This is a genomic window from Burkholderia sp. BC1 (assembly GCF_052683555.1).
Window position 1 is genome coordinate 73,136 of record NZ_JBQYLP010000004.1, and the last position, 22,507, is coordinate 95,642.

A 22,507-nucleotide genomic window follows, 5' to 3' on the forward strand; every position below is an offset into this window, starting at 1 on the left:
GGAACCGATCCGTGGCAAACGCTCGCAAAGTCATCATCACCTGTGCGCCGACCGGCGCGATCCATACGCCGTCGATGTCGCCGTATCTGCCCGTCACGCCGCACGAGATCGAGACGGCCGCGGTTGCGGCCGCCCGCGCCGGCGCGGCGATCCTCCATCTGCACGCGCGCAATCCGTCCGACGGCAAGCCGACGCAGGATCCGGCCGTCTTCGAGGAATTCCTGCCCCGGATCAAGGCGCAGACCGACGCCGTCATCAACCTCACGTCGGGCGGCAGTCCGCACATGACCGTCGAGGAGCGGCTGCGCCCCGCGCTGCATTTCCAGCCGGAAATCGCCTCGCTCAACATGGGCTCGATGAACTTCGGCCTGTATCCGATGCTCGAGCGCTTTCGCGAATTGAAGCATCCGTGGGAGCGCGAGCATCTCGAGAAAAGCCGCGATCTCGTGTTCAAGAACACGTTCGCCGACATCGAGACGATCCTCACGCGCTGCGGCGCCAACGGCACGCGTTTCGAATTCGAGTGCTACGACATTTCGCATCTGTACAACCTCGCGCACTTCGTCGATCGCGGGCTCGCGAAACCGCCGTTCTTCGTGCAAAGCGTGTTCGGCCTGCTCGGCGGCATCGGCGCGCATCCGGAGGACCTGATGCATATGCGCCGCACCGCCGATCGCCTGTTCGGCCGCGACTACGTGTGGTCGATCCTCGGCGCGGGCCGCAACCAGATTCCGCTCGCGACGATCGGCGCCGCGCAGGGCGCGAACGTGCGTGTCGGGCTCGAGGATTCGCTCTGGATCGCGCCCGGCAAACTGGCCGAATCGAGCGCCGAGCAGGTGCTGAAGATCCGGCAGGTGCTCGAAGGGCTGTCGCTCGAGATCGCGACGCCGGCCGAGGCGCGCGCGATGCTCGCGCTCAAGGGCGGCGATGCAGTGAACTTCTGATCGCGCTCGCACGCCCACTCACGCAGGACTCGCAAGCGCAGAGACGCGGCGCCGGCCCGAACCGGCGCCAGGACGCCCGATATCGCCCCGCTCCCGTCGAGCGCCGCCGGCGCGCGGCTCCGTCGTCTGCTCGTTCGCCGCGCCCCGCGCGGCGGCCTCTGTCGAACGCGGCACGTCGTGCTTGCCGTGCGCGCCGGTTCGCCCTTAACGGAGTCGTCCGCATGTCCACTCATCACGCTCAGGCCCTGCCGTCCGCCGCGCAAGACGCAAGCGCGTCGCTGAACCGGCTGCTGTTCCGCAAACTGATGCCGCTGCTGATCGCCGCCTATGTCATCAGCTTTCTCGATCGCACCAACATCGCCTTCGCGAAGCATTCGATGGGCGTCGATCTCGGCATCTCGTCCGCCGCCTACGGCCTCGGCGCCGGACTGTTCTTCCTGACCTACGCGCTATTCGAAATCCCGAGCAACCTGATCATGCACCGCGTCGGCGCGCGGTTCTGGATCACGCGGATCATGATCACGTGGGGCGCGCTGTCGGTTGCGATGGCGTTCGTGCGCGGCGAAACATCGTTCTACGTCATGCGGCTGCTGCTCGGCGCAGCCGAAGCCGGGCTCTTTCCCGGCGTGATGCTCTATCTGACGTACTGGTTCGGCCGCGAACAGCGCGCCCGCGCGACCGGCTATTTCCTGCTCGGCGTATGCATCGCGAACGTGGTCGGCGGCCCGCTGGCCGGCGCGCTGATCGAACTCGACGGCACGCTGGGCTTTCACGGCTGGCAATGGCTGTTCGTCGTCGAAGGGATTCCGGCGATCCTGCTCGCGTTCGTCGTGTGGACACGGCTGCCGGACCGTCCGAGCACCGCGCCGTGGCTCGCGCCGGACACGGGCCGTGCGCTCGAGCGCGCGCTCGCCGCGGAACAGGACGCCGGCGCCGCGTCGCATGGCGGCCACGCATTCGGCGCCGCGCTGCGCGATCCGCAAATCTGGCTCGCGATCTTCGTCTACTTCTGCCATCAACTGACGATCTACACGGTGATCTTTTTTCTGCCGGCGATCATCGGCGCATCGGGCCGGCTGTCGCCGATCGCGGTCGGCCTGCTCACCGCGCTGCCGTGGCTGGCCGCCGCGCTCGGCGCCGCGACGCTGCCGCGCTTCGCGCGCGAATCGCGGCATTCGCGCGCGCTGCTGTGCGCGGGCCTCGTCGTGATGGCGGCCGGCATGGTCGGCGCCGCGCACGCGTCGCCGCTCGCGGGACTACTGTGCGTGTGCGTCGCCGCGTCGATGTTCTTCGTCGTCCAGTCGATCGTGTTTACGTTTCCCGCCTCGCGCCTGGCCGGCAGTGCGCTCGCGGGCGGCCTCGGCCTCGTCAATACCTGCGGCCTGCTCGGCGGTTTCGTCGGCCCGACCGTCGTCGGCGCAATCGAACAGGCGACCGGCGATGCGAAGAACGGCCTGACGCTGCTGGCGGCCGCACTCGTCGTCGCGGCGCTCGCGAGCCTCGCGCTGCGTCACGGGCACGAACGGCAGCGCGCGCGTTCTGCCGCATGACGGGTGCGGCGCGGGCCGGCGCGCGCGAGAGCCGACGCTCGCCCGCGCGCACCGCCGTTCGGAACGCGCTCAGAACAGATACATCCCCGCGACGAACACGACACCCGAAAACAGCAGCGTCGTCACGCAGTAGCCCATGATGTCGCGCACGCCGAGCCCCGCGATCGCGAGCGCGGGCAAGGCCCAGAACGGCTGCGCCATGTTCGTCCACGCCTCGCCGTACGCGATCGCCATCGCGGCCTTGCCGAGATCGGCGCCGAGCGCCTGCGCGGCCGGCATCACGAACGGCCCCTGCACGACCCAGTGACCGCCGCCCGACGGCACCGCGAAGTTGATCACCGCCGAGCTCAGGAACGCGAGCAGCGGAAACGTGTGCACGTTCGCGATGTCGACGAACCACTTCGTGATCACGCCCGCGAGGCCCGAATGGTCCATCAGCGCCTGGATGCCCGCGTAGAACGGGAACTGGATCATGATCCCCGACGCGCCGCGCGCGGCGCCGGCCACGGCACGCGCGTAGGCCATCGGCGTGCGGTGCAGCAGGATGCCGGCGGCGAGGAACGCGAGGTTCACCGTATCGATGTCGAGTGCGAAGCCCTTCTGCACGAACCGCAGCACGAGAAACGCCGCGCACAGTGCAGCGACGAACACCGACAGCGCGCGGCTCTCCTCGAGGCGCTCCGCGAGCGTCGCATCGGGCCCGAGCACGCGCTCGACGCTCGGCGGCTCGGTGAGCAGCGCCGGATCGACGCTGACGACATCGCCCGGTTTCGGCATCATCATCCGCGCGAGAAACGGCAGCATCACGATCAGCCCGATCGTGATGAACGCGTTGTAGCCGGTGAAGATCGTCTGCGACACGGGGATCAGGCCGATCGTCTTTTCCATCGGATTGCCTTTCGTCGCGGCGACGAGTGGCACCGAGCCCGACAGGCCGCCGTGCCAGCTCAGAAAGCCCATGTAGGCGGACGCGACGAGCAGCCGATAGTCGCTGCCGGCAACACGACGTGCGACTTTCCGCGCGAGCATCGCGCCGAGCACGAGCCCGAAGCCCCAGTTGATCGCGCACGCGAGCGCGCCGACGAAGGCAACGAGCATCACGCCCTGCGCCGGCGTGCGCGCGGCCCTCGCGAGCGCGACGAGCAGCCGCTTCACGGGCGGCGAACTCGCGAGCGCGTGGCCCGTGACGAGAATCATCACCATCTGCATCGAGAAAGCGAGCAGGTTCCAGAAGCCCGAACCCCACATCGTCGTCAGTTGCACCGGCGAGTTCGGCGTGAGGCCGAACGCAAGCGCGAACGTGACGATCGTCAGCAGGATCGCGAAAATCAACGGGTCGGGCAGCACGCGGTGAACCACCTGCGTGAAGAAGCGGGCAATGCGTTGAATCAACTTGTACTCCTCGTTTCCTGATAGGGACGTCCGCGCGCATATGGTTATGGGAAAGCGCGGATCGCGCGGATTCTTGCACAGAACCGCGCGATGCGCTTTGGCGTGCGAACCGGCGTGGACGGGGAACGAGGCAGGCGCGAAGCGGCGGAGCGTGCCGCCGCGATCGTATCGTGCGAACGCGCGAACGCGAACGCGCGTCACCGCATCAGCGCGCGGCGGTCGCGCGCGTGACGAGCGTGGTACGTATCGTCGCGCGCCGTTCGGCGCGCTGCTGCGCAAACCGGTATGCGACGAGCGAACCGGCCACCGCGAGCAGCATCGGCACGAGGCTGTCGTGATTCGCGCGCGTGAACTCGAGCAGCAGCACGACGGCCGTGATCGGCATCTGCATCGACGCGGCCAGGAATGCGGTCGCACCGACGAGCGCGCAGCCGCCCAGCGACGCGCCGGGCCAGACGGCGCTCCACAGCCCGCCGAGCACGACGCCGAGCAGCGCGCCGTTGGCGAGGCCCGGCGTCAGCAGGCCGCCTTCGGCACCGGCACGCAGGCTGGCCGCTTCGATCGCGACCTTCAGCACGAGCAGCGTCGCGGCGATGCCGATCGTCAGCGTGCCGTCGAAGCCGAGCGATGCGGGCCCCTTGCCGTTGCCGAGCAATGACGGAAAGCGCATCGCGAGCACGCCGACAACCGCGAAATTGACGAGCGAGAGGATCGGCAGGCGTCTGTCCTTGGGCGCAGCGGCGCGCGCCCGCGTCGTGAGCCGCACGAAACCGTAGGCGGCGAAGCCGAACAGCGGCCCGCAGACGATCGACCAGGCGACGAGCGGCACACTCGGCACGAACGGCGCGATCGTGTACTGGTGTTCGTTGCCGAGCCCGATCCATGCGACGACGGCGGCGATCGTCGACGTGACGAGCGCGACGGCCACCGCGCGCACGGCGAACGTGCCGAGCAGCACCTCGAGCACGAACACCGCGCCGCCGAGCGGCACGTTGTACACGGCCGCGAGGCCTGCACCGGCGCCGCACGCGACCATCAAGCGGCAATCGTCGCGCGTCAGCCCTGCGCGATGCGCGAGTCGGCCCGCGATCAGTGCGCCGATCTCGCGCGGCGCGACTTCGCGGCCGAGCGGCGAGCCGAGCGCGACGGTGACGATCTGCAGCAGCGCATGCATTGTGGTGCTGACCAACGGCATCCGCGGGTCGGCGGCCTGCACAGCGCGACGAATGCCGACGAGCGGCTGCCCGTAGCGGTAAAGCGCCCACCAGCCGCCGCCCGCGACGATGCCACAGACGATCATCGCCGCGACGCGACGCAGCGGATCGGCATCCGTCACGCCGGTGAGAAAGCTTTCGGTGCCGACCAGATGCGCGGCGCCATAGCCGTACGCGAGATGCTGGATCGCGTGCAGCAGCAGCGCGAGCAGCATGCCGCCGAGCCCAGCGCCGATGCCCGTGACGATCGTGACGGCCGCGATCCGCGCGAACGGGCTCACGGCGGGCGCGGAGGACGGGGACGATGAGGACGGAGCGGACGGCAGATCGGCGCGCATGAGTTCGGTGAGCGGAGTGGATCGACACGGCGCGCACCGCGCGCGCCGTCGTCAGCACCGAATCGTAGGCGCGCGCCCACCATGAGACAAACGTATTTTTAGAATCGATTCATGCGTTTGACGAATACCACTGCCGCCATGCCGACGCTCAGCCCGGATACGTGATCCGCTCCGGCTCGCGCCGCATGATCACGTTGCCGTGCCGGATCGACAGCGTCGCCTTCGCTTGCCGGCGCACGGCCTCGTAATCGCTGTCGGCGTCGAGCACGACGAGATTCGCCGGCCGGCCGACGGCGATCCCGTATCCCGCGCCGAGCTGCAGCGCGGTCGCGCTGTGATCGGTAACGAAATCGAGGCAACGCTGCAGGTCGCGATAGCCCATCATGTGACAGATATGCAGGCCCGCATCGAGCACACGCAGGATGTTGCCGTTGCCGAGCGGATACCACGGATCCTGGATCGAGTCTTGGCCGAAACAGACGTTGAGCCCCGCACGGTCGAGCTCCGCGACGCGCGTGACGCCGCGCCGCTTCGGAAACGTATCGAAGCGCCCCTGCAGATGAATGCTCTCGGTCGGGCACGAGATGAAGTTGAGCCCCGCGCGCGCGAGCAGCCGAAACAGCTTCGAGCAATACGCGTTGTCGTACGAACCCATCGCGGTCGTGTGGCTGGCCGTCACGCGCGCGCCCATTCCGCGCACGCGCGTTTCTTCGGCGAGCACTTCGAGAAAGCGCGAATGCGGATCGTCGGTTTCGTCGCAATGCACGTCGACGAGGCAGCCCGTGCGCTCCGCGAGATCCATCAGAAAGCGGATCGAACTGACGCCCTGCTCGCGCGTGTTCTCGAAATGCGGAATCCCGCCGACGACGTCCGCGCCGATCTCGATCGCCTGCTCCATCAACGCGCGGCCGCCCTCGAACGATTCGATCCCCTCCTGCGGAAACGCGACGATCTGCAGGTCGATCCAGCCGCGCGCCTCGTCCTTCACTTCGCGCATCGCCTTCAGCGCGGCGAGCGACGGATCGGTCACGTCGACGTGCGTGCGCACGTGCTGGATTCCGTGATCGCGCAGCATCGCGATCGCCGCATGCGCACGCGCCTTCGTGTCGTCATGCGTGATCGTCGCCTTGCGCTCGGCCCAGCGCTCGATGCCTTCGAACAGCGTGCCGCTCATGTTCCATGCGGGCTCGCCGGCCGTCAGCACCGCATCGAGATGGATATGCGGTTCGACGAGCGGCGGGATCGCGAGGCGACCGCCCGCGTCGAGATCGTCGGCGCCGGTCGGTGCAATCGGCGCAGGCTGCGCGTCGATTCGCGCGATCGTGCCGGCGTCGATGCCGATCGTAAACAGCCCGTCGCGGCCGCGCAGGCGTGCATTGAACAGATTCATGCGGAACTCTCCTCGTGGATGCGGAGCGGCCGCGCGCGCACCTGCGCGCGCCGCGGCAGCCGGATGCGGTGAACCGGATCGAAGGAACGCGGGTGAACCGGACGCGCGATGCCGCGCGTCACGACCACCCTTCGAATTTGAGTCCCGTTTGCGCGGCCGCTTCTTCCGGCGTCACGTCGCGCACGTGCTGGCCGAAGGTCCATACGTGCATCTCGGGATCGCGTGCGCGATAGGTGCGGTCGCCGTAGAACTGGTCGGCCGGCTCCTGCAGGATGTCGGCGCCGGCCTGCCGCGCGCGCTCGCAGTGCGCGTCGATGCCGGTCGCGAGCTGCACGTGCACGCTCTGCGTATTGCGGCCGCCGACGTCCGGCGGGCTCGCGACGAACTCGGCCCAGTAGCCGCCGATCATCACGACGCCGCCGGCGTGCGTCAGTTCGGCATGCGTGACCTGCCCGTCGGGCGTGTAGACGACGATCCCGCGCCCGAAGCCGAACGCGCGCTCCAGCCATTCGAGCGCGGCACGCGGATCGCGGTAGTAGACGGCGGGACTGATCGGCGGAAGGGGCGCTGGCGTGGGCATCGTTGCCTCCAATCGGTGGGGACGACACCCATTCTCCGCGCGTCGGTCGTGCCGATCAACCGTCGTCGGCCGACGCACGCGTGTTGCGGCGATGCGACAACGGAACCGCGCGCGCGGCGCGCCGTCGCGCGACAACGGCCCGCATCGCGTGCGCGCCGCTCGACGTGTCGGTTTTGTGAACGACTCTTGTTCGATCCGCAAAGGACCGCTCGCGCGCCAGCGCGCCGCACGCACGGTGCGCGTTCCTATACTTGCGCCCGTTTCGATCCCACACGCAGGAGTCTTGAGATGAAGAAAACGCTTATTGCCGGCGCATCGCTCGCCGCCCTGTTCGCCCCGGTGGTCCACGCGCAAAGCGCCGTCACGTTGTACGGGCTGATCGACGCCGGCATCGCCTATACGAACAACGCGAACGGCGCGTCGCTCTGGCGCATGACCAGCGGCACGATCAACGGCAGCCGCATCGGCTTTCGCGGCACCGAGGATCTCGGCGGCGGCCTGAAGGCGCTGTTCGTGCTTGAAAACGGCTTCAACGCGAACAACGGCGCGCTCGGTCAGGACGGCAAGCTGTTCGGCCGTCACGCGTACGTCGGGCTCGCGCACGACGCGTACGGCACGCTGACGCTCGGCCGCCAGTACGACACGATGGTCGACTTCGTTGCGCCGCTGTCGGCAACGGCCGGCGATTTCGGCGATGCCGGCTTCGCGCATCCGTTCGACAACGACAACCTGAACCATTCGCTGCGCATCAACAACGCGGTCAAGTACACGAGCCCGACGGTGGCAGGCTTCAAGGTCGGCGCGATGTACGCGTTCTCGAATGCGACGAACTTCGGCGCGAATCGCGCGTACAGCGCGGCCGTCAGCTATACGAACGGCCCGCTGAAACTGGCCGGCGCCTACCTGCAGATGAACGGCACCAAGGGCACGACGAGCGCGAGCGCCGGCGCGACCGATGCGGCCGAAGCGAAAGGCGTGAATCAGGGCGGCTGGTCGATCGGCGCCGACCGCATGCGCTCGTACGGCGGCGGCATCGGCTACACGTTCGGGCTCGCGACGGTCGGCTTCGTCTATACGCGCGCGCAGTACGACAACACCGGCGCGTTCGGCTCGACCGGCCGGATCGCGTTCAACAACTTCGACGTGAACCTGCGCTATGCGGTCACGCCGGCCTTCAGCCTCGGCGCCGCCTATGTCTACACCGACGCCAGCGTGTCGAACCCGGACAGCCGGCACGGCACCGATCCGAAGTGGCATCAGGTCGACCTGCAGGCCGTCTACAAGCTGTCGCGCCGCACCGACGTCTATGCGGAGGCGATGTACCAGCACGCGTCCGGCCGCGGCTATCAGGCATTCATCAACGGGTCCGGCGGCGCGTCGAGCACGCCGAACCAGATCGTCGGCACGATCGGGATGCGCACGCGGTTCTGACGTGAACATGCGCGTCGGCGGCGCACGCGCACCGGCGCGCATGCGCGCGCCGACGCCAATGTTGCGCGCGCTGGAAGGGAGCTTGCGCGGAATCGGGCTGTTTGCGCGCCGCCGCGCTTCGTAGACTGACGTCGAATCATCGTTCGAGCCGACCGGCCGAGGTCGCGCCGAACGCCCTTTTTCCTACAGGAGAACATCGTGAAATCGCTCGTCGTCACCGCTACTGCCGCCGTTCTGCTCGCCGCACCGGCGCTGTCGTTCGCGCAAGCCGCGAAGTCGCCCGTCACGCGCGCGCAGGTGCTGCAGGAGCTGTACGACCTCGAGTCGGTCGGCTACAACCCGGCGCTCGGCGACGCGGGCAACTATCCCGACGACCTGCTCGCCGCGCAGCAACGGCTCGAAGCGAAGCGCATCGCCGAACGCAAGGTCGCGCAGAGCGCGTACGGTCCGGCCGGCGTTGCGGCGACCGAAGCGGGTCCGGCCGCGAAGCCGACGCGCTGAGCGCACCGAGCGCACCGAGCGCACGATGAGCGGCGCCGCAGGCGAACCTTCGATCGCGTACGCGGCGTCGGCCGCGCCGCGACGAAACCTGCGGCGCGCGGCACTTCAACGTTGCCGTTCCATTGCGCGCCGCGTGCCGCAGCGCGCGGCAATCGCCGTCATGCGGCCTGCGATGCGCGACCGATCGCGTTCAGCGTATCGACGTCGCGCTCGATCATCGCGGGCACCTGTGCGCGCAGCAGTTCGACCCACGTGCGCACTTTCGCGTCGATGTAGCGGCGCGACGGATAGAGCGCATACACGTTCATCTTCTGCAGGATGTGCGCGGGCAGCACGCGCACGAGCGTGCCGTCGCTCAGCGCATCGATCGCGGCATAGAGCGGCAGCATGCCGATGCCGATCCCGTCGCGAATCGCGAGCGCGAGCGATTCGGCCGTATTCGTCTGCACCGGCCCGCTCACGTGAATCTGCTCGACGCCGTCCGGCCCTTCGAGCACCCACTCGTGCGTCGGGAACGCGGGCGTGCGCAGCGTCAGGCAGGCATACGCGGCGAGTTCCTGCGGGCGTGCCGGCGCGCCGTGCCGCCGCACATAGTCGGGCGACGCGCAGAGAATGCTGAACGTCGAGCCGAGCAGGTGCGACACGAGCTCCGAATCGGGCAGCGACGACGCCGTGACGACCGCCATGTCGCTCGTGCCGTCGAACAGGTCCGGCATCCGCTGCGACAGCGACAGCTCGATCGACACCTCCGGATACTGCGCGTGATAGCGCGTGAGCGCCGGCAAGACATAGTGATGCCCGACGCTCGCAAAGCTGTGCATCCGCAGCACGCCCGCCGGCCGCTCGTGCGCGCAGCTGGCCTCTTCTTCCGCGCGATCGACGTCGGCGAGGATCTGTCGGCAGCGCCGCAGATAGTTCTCGCCGGCCGACGTGAGCGCGAGACGACGCGTCGAGCGATTCATCAGACGGGTGCGCAGCCGCGCCTCGAGCTCCGACACCGCGCGCGACATCGCGCCCGTCGTCGAATTCAGCGATTGCGCGGCCGCGGTGAAACTGCCCGTCTCGACCACGCGCGTAAACACCCGCATGTTTTGAAGCGTATCCATTCCTGTTCACACGTAGAGCGGAGCCGCCATTTTCCTCCAGCCTGGGCGGCAGATTGTTACTTGCGCTGCAACTATCGTTTCCCCGCAGCTGCGTTAATGCCGGCCGGCCGCGCTCCTACAATCGGCGCCTCATCAGTCGAACGGGCACGTTCGCAGGCGCTGCGGCAACGGCCCGGCGCGCGGCGCGCCCCCTCCTTTCATGAAGCCACATTCTGCGATCGAGCGCTCTTCCGTCGAACCGCCACGATGGAGCGCCCGGCTCGATCCGCTCGGCAAGGCCGCACGCGACTGGGCTGCCACCGACGGGATGATCTGGCTGCATCTCGCAAAAACCGTGCTGGCCGCCCTGCTCGCGATGGGCATCGCGATGCGCCTCGAGATGTCGCAGCCGCGCACGGCGATGACGACCGTGTTCGTGCTGATGCAGCCGATGTCCGGCATGGTGTTCGCGAAAAGCTTCTATCGCGTGCTCGGCACGGCTGCCGGCCTCGTCGCCGCGCTCGCGCTCGGCGGCCTGTTCGCGCAGCAGCCCGAGCTCTATATGGCCGGTATCACGCTGTGGATCGGCGGCTGCATCGCGCTCGCGGTCCGCTATCGTCATTTCCGCTGGTACGGCTTCGTGCTCGCCGGTTATACGGCCGCGCTGATCGGCCTGCCGGCCGTGATGACGCCGCAGACGCTGTTCGAATCCGCATTGACGCGCGCCGGCGAAGTCGCGCTCGGCATTGCCTGCTCGGGCTCGGTCAGTGCACTGATCCTGCCGCTCAGCGCGGCGAAGGCATTGATGCGTTCGCTGAGCGCGCGTCATGCGAATTTCCCGGCGTTCGCGGTCGACGCGCTCGTCGGCGACGTCGCGCGCGGCGATCTCGAGCGGCGCTTCGCCGATTTCGTCGACGAGATCGTCGGCTTCGAGGCGAACCGCGCGTTCGCGTCGTTCGAGGATCCGCACATGCGTGCGCGCAACCGCCGGCTCGCGCGGCTGAACAGCGAATTCATGAATGCCTGCACGCGGCTGCATGCGCTGCATCAGCTGCTGAAGCGCGTGCGCGCGAACCGCGCCGACGCCGTGCTCGACGCGCTCGCACCGCATATCGACGCACTCGCACAACGGCTCGCCGCGCTGCGCGACGAGCGCCGGCGCGGTGTCGCGTCGACGACGGGCGCGCTGCTCGAACTGCGCCGCTTTCACGGTGCGCTGCCGAAGGCGGCACGCGCGTCGCGGCGCGCGATCGAAGATCATGCGGCCGGCGGGCTGCTCGACTTCGATACCGCGATCGAACTGATGTACCGCTTCATCGGCGAGTATCTCGGCTATGCCGATACGTTCGCGTCGCTCGATCGGGACGACCACGCGTTCGAGCGTTCGGTCACGCGCTATGCGGTGAAGACCAATGCGTTCTTCATCGGCTTCACGTTCCTGCGCACGGTCGTCGCGGTGGGCGCGATGAGTTGCTTCTGGATCGCGTCGGAATGGCCGAGCGGCGCGCTCGCGGTTATCGCGACCGCGATCGCCTGCGCGCTCAGCTCGACGTCGCCGCGCGCGTCGAAGTTCGTCGCGCAGATGGCGGCCGGCGCCGCGTGCGCGACCGCGGCCGGCTATCTGTTTCTCTGCTACGTGTATCCGAACATCGACGGCTTTCCGCTGCTGTGCGCAGCGCTCGCGCCGGTGCTCGGCGTCGGCGCGTTCCTCGCGACGCGGCCCGGCCTGTCCGGCTACGGGATCGGCTTCGCGGTGTTCTTCTGCCTGCTCGCCGGCCCCGACAACACGATCGCCTATACCCCCGAGCTGCTCGTCAACAACGGGCTCGCCGTCGTCGTGGCGATGCTGATGTGCGCGATCGTGTTCGCGGCCGTGTTCCCGACGCACATGCCGTGGCTCACCGCGCGCATCGCACACGATCTGCGGCGCCAGGTGACGCTCGCGTGCGAAGGCGCGCGCGACGGCCTGGCACAACGCTTCCAGTCGAGCACGCACGATCTGATGGCGCAGTTGCGTACGCTGCTCGTGCGGCGCACGCGCCAGCATCGCGACGCGCTGCGCTGGATGCTCGCGACGCTCGAAGTCGGTCATGCGGTGATCGACCTGCGCGACGAGTTGCACGCGTTCGGTACATCGAAGCCGCCGCCCATGCTGCAATGGACCGCGTCGATCGACCCGGTGCTGCACGACCTGCCGCGCTTTTTCGACGATCCGGCGCCGCACCGCCATGCGCGCACGCTGAAATCGGTGAATCTCGCGATTCGCGCCGCGCAGCATGCGCTGAACGCCTGGCATGCGGTGCCTGACGCGCGTCGCAGCATGCAGCGCATCGTCGGCTGCCTGCACTTCATCCGCAGCGCGCTGCTCGACAAGGATGCGCCGTACAACCGCGCGCGCCGCTGAGGATCGATGCGCGCGCAACGGCATCGTTGTACACGATGGAAATATGCTCTCCAGTGCCGGTGATTAATCTTCAGGCAGCGCGCGCCTATAGTCGGGGCACTGCCAGCAGGACTGGCGATTACCCAGGAGAAGTCACCATGAAGCCGCTGCATCTCGCCGTCGTTGCCCTGTCGCTTGCCGCCGCCGTCGCTCATGCGCAACCGGCGCCGGCCGACGTACCGCAACAGGCGACGCGTGCCGAATCGACGAAGGCCGCGGGCCGCGTCGACCGTTCGCAATCGAATCCGGAAGATCCGAATGCCTGCGTCGGCCCGGTCAGCTTCTGCAACGTCTACTTCGGCAGCTGAGCGGCGCGCGGCGGGCGAGTTCGCGCGGCATGCGATGCGGCCGCGCCGCCTGCGATGCCCGCGTCATACATGACCGGTCTGCATCGCGCGCCGATCGATCTCGCGAACGCGCGCGTCGCCCCTTCGCACTACGCGCCGCGCCCCGGCCGCCAACCGACTTCGCGCAACGCATCGAGCAGCTGCGCGTGCCCGATCGCCTCGACGCGCGCACCACGCGATTCGACATCGCGCGCCGCAACCAGCGCATTGACGATCGCCTCCTCGACCGCTTCGGCGGCGGCGGCGAACAGCGCGGAAATATGATCGTTGTTGACCATCTTCACGTTCGTCGTCGCCGCCCCCTTGCTGCCGTAGTTGGCAGCCGGCAGCCCGTCGTTGCCGGTCGCGAACGCGAGGAAAATGTCGCCGCTCGAATCTTCGGTGCCGCCGCCGACGCGTGCGAGTCCGACGCTTGCGCGCTGCGCGAGCCGCGTGCACTGATGCGGCAACAGCGGCGCATCGGTCGCGAGCGTCACGACGATCGACCCCATCCCGGCCTCGCCCTGCGCCTGCGGCGCGCGGAACGGCGAATGCACGTGGCGCAGCACCTCGCCGACCGGATAGCCGGCCACGCGCAGCATCTCGCGCACGCCGTAATTCGCCTGCACGAGCGCGCCGACCGTCCAGCCGCCTGCGTCTGCGGCGAGCACGCGCGACGCGGTGCCGATGCCGCCCTTGAACTCGTGGCAGATCATGCCGGTCCCGCCGCCGACGCCGCCTTCGTCGACCGGCCCCGACCGGGCGGCCGCGAGCGCGGCGCGCACGTGCGACGCATCGACGTGCTGCCCCCAGATGTCGTTCAGCAGCCCGTCGTAGGTCTCCATCACGACCGGCATGCACCAGTACACGCGCTCGCGTGCCGCGTCGCGTTCGTTCGCGACCAGCGCGTCGCGCACCGCGCCGACGCTATGCGTGTTCGTATACGCGATCGGCGTCGTCAGCAGGCCGGCTTCGCGTATCCATTCGAGGCCGGTCGCGTCGCCGTTGCCGTTCAGCACGTGCACGCCGGCGAAACATGGCGAATCGTGCGCCGCGCCCGCGCGCGGCTCGATCACCGTCACGCCGGTGCGCACCGACGCGTCGCCGTCGTCGACGTGCAGCGTGCAGTGGCCGACGCGCACGCCCGGTACGTCCGTGATTGCGTTGAAGCGGCCCGGCGTACCGAGTCCGATGCGAATGCCGAGATCCCTCGTGCGCATGATGCGAATCCTCCCGTGTGGCGGTTGTTTCAAAGCTCGCTAGAGTCGGTGTTCAAGCCGGTCGGCGCCATGCTCAAAGCGCGCGGAACGTGTCGCTGTGACGGGCCCATGCGGCGTACATCGCGAGCGCGGCGACCAGCAGCCCCGCGATGATCAGCAGATCGGTCGGCTTCGTCGCGCTCGACAGTGTCGTATAGAGCGTGTAGGCGGCGCCCGCCACCGCGACGAGCGGCGTCACGGGCCACAGCGGCATCCGGTAATGATGCTCGACGTCGCGGCGCACGAGCCGGCTCGCGAGCGCGGCGAGCCCGACGACCAGATAGATCAGCAGCAGCAGGTCGACGGTGAAGGCGGTCAACTCGTCGAGGCTCGATACGAACACGAGGCCCGCGGACGGCACCGCGAGCGCGAGCGTCGCAAGCCACGGCGACTGGAAGCGCGGGTGGATCGTCGAGAACGCGCGATTGCAGGTGCGCGACCAGAGCGCATGGCGGCCGCTGCTGTAGAGCAGGCGCCCCATCGCGATCACGATCGCGATGATCGCATTGAACACCGACAGGAAGATCCCGCCGCTGACGACGCGCGACACGACCGGATTGCTGAGCGAGCGCACGACATAGCCGATCGGATCGGCACTCTTCGCCATGTCGGTGAGCGACGGCGCGCCGATCACGATCGCCGCGAGCGGCACCAGCTCGACGACGAGAATCACGAGCAGCGAATAGAGCACGGCCTTCGCGACGTTGCGGTTGCCGCCGCGCAGGTCTTCCGCGAGATAGGCCGCCGAACCGAAGCCGTTGTAGCAGAAGATCGCCGTGCCGATCGCCGGCACGATCGCGGCAAGCGTCGCCGGCACGAGCGCGTTGCCGCTCGCGACGACCGGCGAGATCAGCACGTCGGCGCCGCGATGCGGCGAACCGAAGCCGAGCGCCGCGATCAGCATCAGTACCGCGATCTCGACGAGCAGGAACGCACCGGTGATCCATGCATTGGTCTTGATGTTCAGCATGCCGAGCACATAGCTGAGCAGCACGATCGTCAGCGCGACCGACTGGTTGCCGAAATGCGTGCCGAGCGCGCTGTTCAGGTACGGCGCGGCGCCGCTTGCAAGCACGGCGGGAATGAACACGCTGACGGACAGCACCGCGATGAAGGTCAGATAGCCGGGCAGCGTGCCGAACACGCGCTTGGCCATCACGTATTCGCCGCCCGCGCTGCGATGCGCGGCGCACAGCTCCGCATAGCAGAGCGCGAAGGCGAACGCGAGCACGCCGCCGAGCACGAACGACAGCACCGCGCCGCTGCCGGCCTGCTGGATCGCGAACGGCGCGATCACGAAGATCGAGCTTGCGGGCGTCACACCCGACACGGTGATCATCACCGCGTCGCGCACGCTCAAGGTCTGTGTCAGCGCGCGCGGCGCGTCGTGCGTATCGGGCGTCGCTTGCAGCGTGCCCGTGGATTCCGACATCATCGCCATCTCGTTCTCCTATGCTGCGCTTTTTTGAACGCCCATACTCGGGCCGGTGAATTGCGTGGCAGTCTAGGAAGCCAAATTCAGGACCGCTATTCCCCCTTCGTGTTACGCCCTTCGGTAGTTGGCATGGACCGTCTGTTTTCCGAAATCGCGATGCATCAGGCGCTCGGCCGTACGATCGACCATCTCGGCCAGCCGCGCTTCTGGCGTTTTCTCGTGCTGCTGCTCAACGAGATGGTGCCGTTCGACAACGCGCTCGCGACCGCGATCGGCCGCGACGGCGTACCGCTCGTGCTCGACGAATACGATGCGGGCGGCAGCGACAGCGCGTCGCCGGTGCCGCTCTACCTGAACGGGTTATATCTGCTCGATCCGTTCCTGCAGGCCGCGCACGACGGCCTTGCCGACGGCTGCTACCGGCTCGAGGAAGTCGCGCCGGACCTGTTTCGGCAGAGCGAGTATTTCCTCAGCTACTTTCGCGATGCGGTCGGCGACGACGAAATCCAGATCCTCGTGCGCCCGAACGCCGACACGCTGCTGTCGCTGTCGCTCGGCGCGGCCGCACGCTTCGACGTCGAGCCGCTCGGCAAGCTGACGGCCGCGATGCCGTGGGTGCTCGCGACGATCCGGCAGCACTGGCGCCTGATCGGCGACACCGCGCGCGCGACGCGCGACGACGATCTCGGCACGCGCGTCGAGCATGCGCTCGCGCGCTTCGGTGCCGGCGTGCTGACCGATCGCGAGATGGCGATCGCGCGGATGGTGCTGCGCGGGAATTCGTCGAAGGCGATCGCGGAACGGCTCGCGATTTCACCGGAGACCGTGAAGGTGCATCGCCGCCACCTCTACGCGAAGCTCGGCATCTCGTCGCAGCCGGAACTGTTTTCGCGGTTCATCGAGGCGTTGGGCGAAGACGCCGCCGGATAATCGCGTCGAGCGCGAAGCCCCGAGTGCACGCGGCTTGCGTGATCGACGCGACGCCGCCGAACGACATCGATGCACGTGCCGCGTCTTGCATGCATGTCAGTTTCCAAGCAGATGCGCGCCGACGTAGTCGAGCACGCGCTGTTGGGCATCGGCACGCGCGGCCGGATCGGTGCCTTCGATCGGCACGACACCCGCGCGCGTCGTGAACGCCGGCACCGTATGCACCGGCATGTCGGGCCAGTCGAAATCGTGGTACGCGCCCGGATACGCATGAAACGTCGCGTCGGTGCCCGGCGCGACCTCATCGAACAACGCCTTGCACGCGGCGAACGGCGACCATACGTCCTGTTCGCCGATCAGCACGAGCAACGGCACCGCGCTCTGCCATTCGGCCCCCTGCGCCTTCGTGCTGCAGCGCGCCGGATAGAACGCGACGGCCGCGCGAAAATCGCCGTCCGGCAGCGATGCGGGCCGGGCCGCGCTCGATGCGCGAATCGCGCTCAATACCGTGCCGCCGCCCTGCGACCAGCCGACGACGCCGATGCGGTCGGGCATCACCGTCTCGAGCGACTGCAGATACCGCAACGCACCATAGGCGTCGAACGGCCGCGCGCGATAGATCGCGCCATCGAAACTGGCGGGCGAGCACATCTGGCCGTGATGACGCGGCGTGAAGCTGTCGACTTCAAGCACCGTGATGCCCGCTGCGTTGAAGCGCGCGGCCCAGTCGCGTTCGCGCGCGGACACGCGGCCCGAGCGCGAGAACATGCCCGCGCAGCCGTGCAGGAACACGAGCGCCGGATGACGGCCGGCGCCCGGTGCCGGAAACAGGTAGCCGTCGAGCATCGTCGCGGGCGGTCCGTCGGTCGACGGGAAATGAACGCGCGTCTGCGCGCTCGCGGCGGCACACGCGCAGCCCAGCATCGACAGCATCAGCCACTTGCGCATCGGGAACTCCGGCGGAATCGGATCACTCCACAACGGCAGCGGGCCGGAACGCGTTGACACGCGCACCGCGCGACGCGAATCGGTTGTGCTCGCAGCGCCGCAAAAAACCGCCTATCGTGAAAGTAGCGCGCCGCTTGCCGCCATTCGACCCCGTGTCGCTCGCACCGGCGGGCGCGGCGCCGCGTTCCGGCACCATTCGCGCGATCCGTGTGCACGCCGCCCGTGCGCGCGGCGCGCGGCCGTCCACCGGACTACAAGGAGGGAATCATGAAAGCCGCGCTGCTCGTCAGCTCCGCCCTGCTCGCGATCGCCTCGGCCTCGGCGTCGGCCCAAGGCTCGATCACCAAAGTCGAAAACGGCGCACTCGTCGCCGCGAACGGCATGACGGTCTACACGTTCGACAAGGACACGCCCAACGCCGGCACCAGTGCCTGCACCGGCCAGTGCGAAACGTTCTGGCCGCCGTACAAGGCCAGCGCGACCGACGTGCCGGTCGGCCCGTACACGATCGTCAAGCGCGACGACGGCAGCCCGCAATGGGCGTACAAGGGCAAGCCGCTGTACTTCTTCTCGAAGGACATGAAACAGGGCGACCGCAACGGCGACAACTTCAAGAACATGTGGCACCTGGTGACGCCGTAAGCGTCGCCCGTAAAAAAGCCCGCGCGGATCGGCCGATCCGTGCGGGCGTGCGCCGCGCGACGCCATGCGCGCGCGACGTCGGCGTCAGCGGTTCGACGGGAAGCTGAACACCGTGCCTTCGCGCACGCCGGCCGACGGCCAGCGCTGCGTGATCGTCTTGCGCTTCGTATAGAAGCGCACGGCGTCCGGGCCGTATGCGTGCAGATCGCCGAACAGCGAGCGTTTCCAGCCGCCGAACGAGTGATACGCGACCGGCACCGGCAGCGGCACGTTGATGCCGACCATCCCGATCTGGATGTTGTCGCTGAAGTAGCGTGCCGCCTCGCCGTCGCGCGTGAACAGGCAGGTGCCGTTGCCGTACTCGTGCGCGTCGATCAGCGCCATCGCCTCGTCGAGCGACTTCAGGCGGATCACGCCGAGCACGGGGCCGAAGATCTCGTGCTGATAGATCGGCATGCCCGGCTTCACGTGGTCGAACAGGCACGGGCCGAGGTAGTAGCCGTTCTCGTGGCCGTCGACCTTCACCGCGCGGCCGTCGACGACGAGCGTCGCGCCGGCCTCGATGCCGGCCTCGACGAAGCCGGTCACCTTCTCGAAGTGCTGCTTCGTGACGAGCGGGCCCATGTCGACGCCTGCGCCGTTGCCCGGACCGACCTTCATCTTCGCGATCTCGGCCTTCAGCCCCGCGACGACGCGATCGCCCGTGTCCTCGCCGATCGCGACGACGAGCGGAATCGCCATGCAGCGCTCGCCGCACGACCCGTACGCGGCGCCCATCAGTGCGTTCACCGCATTGTCGATGTCCGCGTCGGGCATCACGACCGCGAAGTTCTTCGCGCCGCCGAGCGCCTGCACGCGCTTGCCGTGCGCGCAGCCGGTCGAGTAGATGTATTCGGCGATCGGCGTCGAGCCGACGAAGCTGACCGCCTTCACGCGCGGATCGGTCAGGATCGTGTCGACCGCTTCCTTGTCGCCGTTCACGACGTTCAGCACGCCGGGCGGCAGGCCGGCTTCGAGCGCAAGCTCGGCCATGCGCAGCGTCGACGACGGCGTGCGCTCGGACGGCTTCAGCACGAAGGTGTTGCCGCAGGCGACGGCCATCGGCCACATCCAGAGCGGCACCATGACCGGGAAGTTGAACGGCGTGATGCCCGCGACGACGCCGAGCGCCTGGAACTCGCTCCACGAATCGATCGCGGGGCCGACGTTCTTGCTGTGCTCGCCCTTCAGCAGTTCGGGCACGTAGGTCGCGTATTCGACGTTCTCGATCCCGCGCTGCAGCTCGCCCATCGCATCGGCGAGCACCTTGCCGTGTTCGGCCGTGATCAGCGCGCACAGCTCGTCCGCATGCTCCTCGAGCAGCGTCTTGAAGCGGCTCATCACGCGCGCGCGTTTCAGCGGCGGCGTATTGCGCCATGCGGGGAACGCCGCCTGCGCGGACGCGATCGCGGCTTCGACGGTCGCCTTGTCGGCAAGCGCGACGCTCTTGTCCGATTCGCCGGTCGCCGGGTCGAACACCGGCTGGACGCGGCTGCCGCCGTCGACGCGCTTGCCGTCGATCAGGTGGCCCAGCGTGGAAGTGACGTTGCTATCGTGTTTCATCGTTCAGACTCTTTCGTGAATTCAATTCAACGGTCGCGATCGTGCGGCGCGCGCCTCAGTCCACTTCGTTCAGCGCGTCGGACACCGCGTTGATCAGATTGTCGATCTCGCGCTTTTCGGCGATGAACGGCGGCGCGAGCTGGATCGTGTCGCCGCCGTAGCGCACGTAGAAGCCCTTCGCCCAGCAGCGCATCGCGATCTCGTACGGACGGCGCGCCGGTTCGCCCGGCAGCGCGGCGATCGTCAGGCCGGCCGCGAGCCCGTAATTGCGGATGTCGGCGATATGACGCTGGCCCTTCAGCCCGTGCACGGCCGCCTCGAAATGCGGCGCGAGCTCGCGCACGCGCGCCACGGCGTCTTCCTTCACGAGCAGGTCGAGCGCCGCGACACCGGCCGCGCACGCGACCGGGTGCGCCGAGTACGTGTAGCCGTGCGGGAATTCGAGCATGTACTCGGGGCCGCCTGCGGCCATGAACGTGTCGTAGATCTCCTTGGTCGCGACCACGCCGCCGAGCGGCTGCACGCCGTTCGTCACCTGTTTCGCGAAGTTCATGATGTCGGGCGTCACGCCGAACGCTTCCGCGCCCGTCATCGCGCCCGCGCGGCCGAAGCCCGTGATGACTTCGTCGAAGATCAGCAGGATGTCGTGCGCGGTGCAGATCTCGCGCAGCCGCTGCAGGTAGCCTTGCGGCGGGATGATCACGCCGGCCGAGCCCGCGAACGGCTCGACGATCACGGCGGCGATGTTCGACGCGTCGTGCAGCGCGATCAGGTCGAGCAGGCGATCGGCGAGTTCCGCGCCGCGCTCGGGCATGCCGCGCGAGAACTTGTTTTCGGCCAGCTGCGTATGCGGCAGGAAATCGGCGTCGAGCCCCTGGCCGAACAGCTTGCGGTTCGGCCCGATGCCGCCGACCGAGATGCCGCCGAAGTTCACGCCGTGATAGCCCTTCTCGCGGCCGATCAGTCGCGTCTTCGTGCCCTTGCCTTTCGCGCGCCAGTACGCGCGCGCCATCTTCAGCGACGTGTCGGCCGCCTCCGAGCCCGAGCCCGTGAAGAACACGTAGTCGAGGCCGGCCGGCGTCAGTTCCTTGATCCGGTTCGCGAGCTCGAACGACTTCGGATGGCCGAACTGGAATGCCGGCGCGTAGTCGAGCTGCGCGACCTGGCGGCTCACGGCTTCGACGATTTCGGTGCGGCCGTGACCGAGGCCCGTACACCAGAGGCCGGACAGCCCGTCGAAGATCTTGCGGCCTTCGGCGTCGGTGTAGTACGCGCCCTTGCCCGAGACGATCATGCGCGGGTCGGACTTGAACTGGCGGTTCGCCGTAAACGGCATCCAGTGAGCGTCGAGCCAGGCGGCGTCGGTGCGCACGGGCGTCTGTTCCTGTTGCGGAGCGGTGATGGTGTCGGTCATGTCGGTCGGCGCGGCGCGCCCCTCCTCCTCGTGATGATGTTGCGCATTGTCGGGACGCCAATTAGTCTTTTGAATATCGCAATATCAATGTTCACTTGCGCAACTATGCAAGCAAAGAAACCGAAGAGCCGCGCGCTGCTCGGGCAGCTCAGCGACATGGATCTGCGGCTGCTGCGGGTCTTCAAGGGCGTCGTCCAGTGCGGCGGGATGGCGGCGGCCGAACTCGAGCTGAATATCGGCATCTCGACGATCAGCCGGCACGTGAAGGATCTCGAGACGCGGCTCGGGCTCGTGCTGTGCCGGCGCGGCCGCGCCGGCTTCACGCTGACGCCCGAAGGCCAGACCGTCTACGAGGAGACGCTGCGGCTGCTCGCGTCGATGGAGGCGTTTCGCAGCCGGATCGACGGCATTCACGACCGGATGGGCGGCGAACTGCACGTCGCCGTATTCGACAAGACCGCGACCAACCCGAACGCGCGGCTCGGCGACGCGATCCGCCAGTTCGCGGACGAGGCGCCCGACGTCGCGCTGAACCTGCACGTCGCGTCGATCAACGAGGTCGAACGCGGGATCATCGACGGCAGTTATCAGGTCGGGATCATCCCCGCCCACCGCAGTTCGGGCAGTCTCGTCTATTCGGAACTGTTCGACGAACGGATGCTGCTGTACTGCGGCCGTCAGCATCCGCTGTTCGATGCGCCGCACGGCAAGCTGACCTGGACGACGATCCGCAACCACGCGTTCGCCGGGCTCGGCTTCCATTCGCCGAACATGGAGCTCAGCCATCGCGCGAAGCTCACGCGCAGCGCGACCGCGTCGGACCAGGAATCGATCGCGACGCTGATTCTGTCGGGGCGCTATCTCGGCTTCCTGCCCGACCATTACGCGGAAAGCTTCGAGAAAAAGGGGCTGATGCAGCCGATCGCGCCGCATCGCTTCAATTACCTGTGCCGCTTCGTCAGCCTGCTGCGGCGCTCGCCGCGACCGTCGCGCGCGGCGTTGCTGTTCCAGTCGTGCCTCGAAGCCGCGCATGCGGCGCCGCGCGCGGACGAGCGCGGCGGCGCGTCGTAGCGGCGGGCTGCC

19 protein-coding genes are annotated in these 22,507 nt (G+C 68.1%); 9 read left to right on the plus strand and 10 right to left on the minus strand.

Annotated elements, in window-relative coordinates:
• Nucleotides 1–11 precede the first annotated feature (11 nt).
• Together ACSHSS_RS03545 and ACSHSS_RS03550 are read left to right on the plus strand one after the other, a co-directional pair.
• Nucleotides 12–944 carry a BKACE family enzyme gene (locus ACSHSS_RS03545; RefSeq protein WP_105822316.1) on the plus strand — a complete coding sequence of 311 codons (933 nt, stop codon included), beginning with the start codon at nt 12–14 and terminating at the stop codon, nt 942–944.
• Between the two features lie 221 nt (nt 945–1,165).
• Nucleotides 1,166–2,494, plus strand: a complete 1,329-nt coding sequence (locus ACSHSS_RS03550; RefSeq protein WP_006415227.1) for an MFS transporter — start codon at nt 1,166–1,168, stop codon at nt 2,492–2,494.
• Between the two features lie 69 nt (nt 2,495–2,563).
• On the opposite strand, the gene ACSHSS_RS03555 is transcribed toward ACSHSS_RS03550, so the two are convergent.
• From ACSHSS_RS03555 to ACSHSS_RS03570, 4 genes are all read right to left on the minus strand, one after another.
• Nucleotides 2,564–3,886, minus strand: coding sequence for a TIGR00366 family protein (locus ACSHSS_RS03555; RefSeq protein WP_445544586.1), 1,323 nt, complete (start codon nt 3,884–3,886; stop codon nt 2,564–2,566).
• Nucleotides 3,887–4,091: 205 nt separating this feature from the next.
• Nucleotides 4,092–5,438: a chloride channel protein gene (locus ACSHSS_RS03560; protein ID WP_445544587.1), complete on the minus strand. Its 1,347-nt coding sequence runs from the start codon at nt 5,436–5,438 to the stop codon at nt 4,092–4,094.
• Nucleotides 5,439–5,586: 148 nt separating this feature from the next.
• Nucleotides 5,587–6,828, minus strand: coding sequence for a cytosine deaminase (gene codA / locus ACSHSS_RS03565; RefSeq protein ID WP_217103145.1), 1,242 nt, complete (start codon nt 6,826–6,828; stop codon nt 5,587–5,589).
• A gap of 118 nt (nt 6,829–6,946) precedes the next feature.
• Nucleotides 6,947–7,408 (minus strand): VOC family protein, encoded by a 462-nt coding sequence (locus ACSHSS_RS03570; protein WP_006397126.1) that lies wholly within the window; start codon nt 7,406–7,408, stop codon nt 6,947–6,949.
• A 288-nt stretch (nt 7,409–7,696) separates the two neighbouring features.
• Between ACSHSS_RS03570 and ACSHSS_RS03575 the strand changes: the two genes are divergently transcribed.
• Complete coding sequence (locus ACSHSS_RS03575) at nt 7,697–8,839, plus strand: porin (RefSeq protein WP_445544588.1); 1,143 nt, start codon at nt 7,697–7,699, stop codon at nt 8,837–8,839.
• A 198-nt stretch (nt 8,840–9,037) separates the two neighbouring features.
• A complete protein-coding gene (locus ACSHSS_RS03580; RefSeq protein WP_059875920.1) occupies nt 9,038–9,340 on the plus strand; it encodes a DUF4148 domain-containing protein in 303 nt (100 codons plus the stop codon).
• A gap of 158 nt (nt 9,341–9,498) precedes the next feature.
• Here ACSHSS_RS03580 and ACSHSS_RS03585 read toward each other — a convergent pair whose 3' ends face one another.
• Nucleotides 9,499–10,446: a LysR family transcriptional regulator gene (locus tag ACSHSS_RS03585; protein WP_445544589.1), complete on the minus strand. Its 948-nt coding sequence runs from the start codon at nt 10,444–10,446 to the stop codon at nt 9,499–9,501.
• Nucleotides 10,447–10,645: 199 nt separating this feature from the next.
• Here ACSHSS_RS03585 and ACSHSS_RS03590 point away from each other — a divergent pair, with 199 nt between their 5' ends.
• Together ACSHSS_RS03590 and ACSHSS_RS03595 are read left to right on the plus strand one after the other, a co-directional pair.
• A complete protein-coding gene (locus tag ACSHSS_RS03590) occupies nt 10,646–12,829 on the plus strand; it encodes an FUSC family protein (RefSeq protein ID WP_445544590.1) in 2,184 nt (727 codons plus the stop codon).
• Nucleotides 12,830–12,966: 137 nt separating this feature from the next.
• Nucleotides 12,967–13,176, plus strand: coding sequence for a hypothetical protein (locus ACSHSS_RS03595; RefSeq protein ID WP_105808576.1), 210 nt, complete (start codon nt 12,967–12,969; stop codon nt 13,174–13,176).
• Nucleotides 13,177–13,304: 128 nt separating this feature from the next.
• On the opposite strand, the gene ACSHSS_RS03600 is transcribed toward ACSHSS_RS03595, so the two are convergent.
• Entirely contained in the window at nt 13,305–14,414 is a 1,110-nt protein-coding gene (locus ACSHSS_RS03600; RefSeq protein ID WP_445544591.1) for a DmpA family aminopeptidase, read from the minus strand.
• Between the two features lie 73 nt (nt 14,415–14,487).
• Complete coding sequence (locus ACSHSS_RS03605) at nt 14,488–15,894, minus strand: APC family permease (RefSeq protein WP_060111698.1); 1,407 nt, start codon at nt 15,892–15,894, stop codon at nt 14,488–14,490.
• 123 nt (nt 15,895–16,017) lie between these two features.
• On the opposite strand from ACSHSS_RS03605, the gene ACSHSS_RS03610 reads away from it, so the two are divergent.
• Nucleotides 16,018–16,818 (plus strand): helix-turn-helix transcriptional regulator, encoded by an 801-nt coding sequence (locus tag ACSHSS_RS03610; protein WP_006397135.1) that lies wholly within the window; start codon nt 16,018–16,020, stop codon nt 16,816–16,818.
• A 96-nt stretch (nt 16,819–16,914) separates the two neighbouring features.
• Here the strand turns inward: ACSHSS_RS03610 and ACSHSS_RS03615 are convergent, their stop codons facing one another.
• Nucleotides 16,915–17,766 (minus strand): dienelactone hydrolase family protein, encoded by an 852-nt coding sequence (locus ACSHSS_RS03615; protein WP_445544592.1) that lies wholly within the window; start codon nt 17,764–17,766, stop codon nt 16,915–16,917.
• A 267-nt stretch (nt 17,767–18,033) separates the two neighbouring features.
• On the opposite strand from ACSHSS_RS03615, the gene ACSHSS_RS03620 reads away from it, so the two are divergent.
• The gene (locus ACSHSS_RS03620; RefSeq protein ID WP_006397138.1) at nt 18,034–18,408 is read left to right on the plus strand and encodes a COG4315 family predicted lipoprotein; all 375 of its coding nucleotides are present in this window, start codon (nt 18,034–18,036) and stop codon (nt 18,406–18,408) included.
• A gap of 84 nt (nt 18,409–18,492) precedes the next feature.
• On the opposite strand, the gene ACSHSS_RS03625 is transcribed toward ACSHSS_RS03620, so the two are convergent.
• A complete protein-coding gene (locus tag ACSHSS_RS03625; protein WP_012217030.1) occupies nt 18,493–20,010 on the minus strand; it encodes a CoA-acylating methylmalonate-semialdehyde dehydrogenase in 1,518 nt (505 codons plus the stop codon).
• A 55-nt stretch (nt 20,011–20,065) separates the two neighbouring features.
• Nucleotides 20,066–21,424 (minus strand): aspartate aminotransferase family protein, encoded by a 1,359-nt coding sequence (locus tag ACSHSS_RS03630; protein ID WP_012217031.1) that lies wholly within the window; start codon nt 21,422–21,424, stop codon nt 20,066–20,068.
• A gap of 105 nt (nt 21,425–21,529) precedes the next feature.
• Here ACSHSS_RS03630 and ACSHSS_RS03635 point away from each other — a divergent pair, with 105 nt between their 5' ends.
• The gene (locus tag ACSHSS_RS03635) at nt 21,530–22,495 is read left to right on the plus strand and encodes a LysR family transcriptional regulator (RefSeq protein ID WP_217261414.1); all 966 of its coding nucleotides are present in this window, start codon (nt 21,530–21,532) and stop codon (nt 22,493–22,495) included.
• Nucleotides 22,496–22,507: the final 12 nt, after the last annotated feature.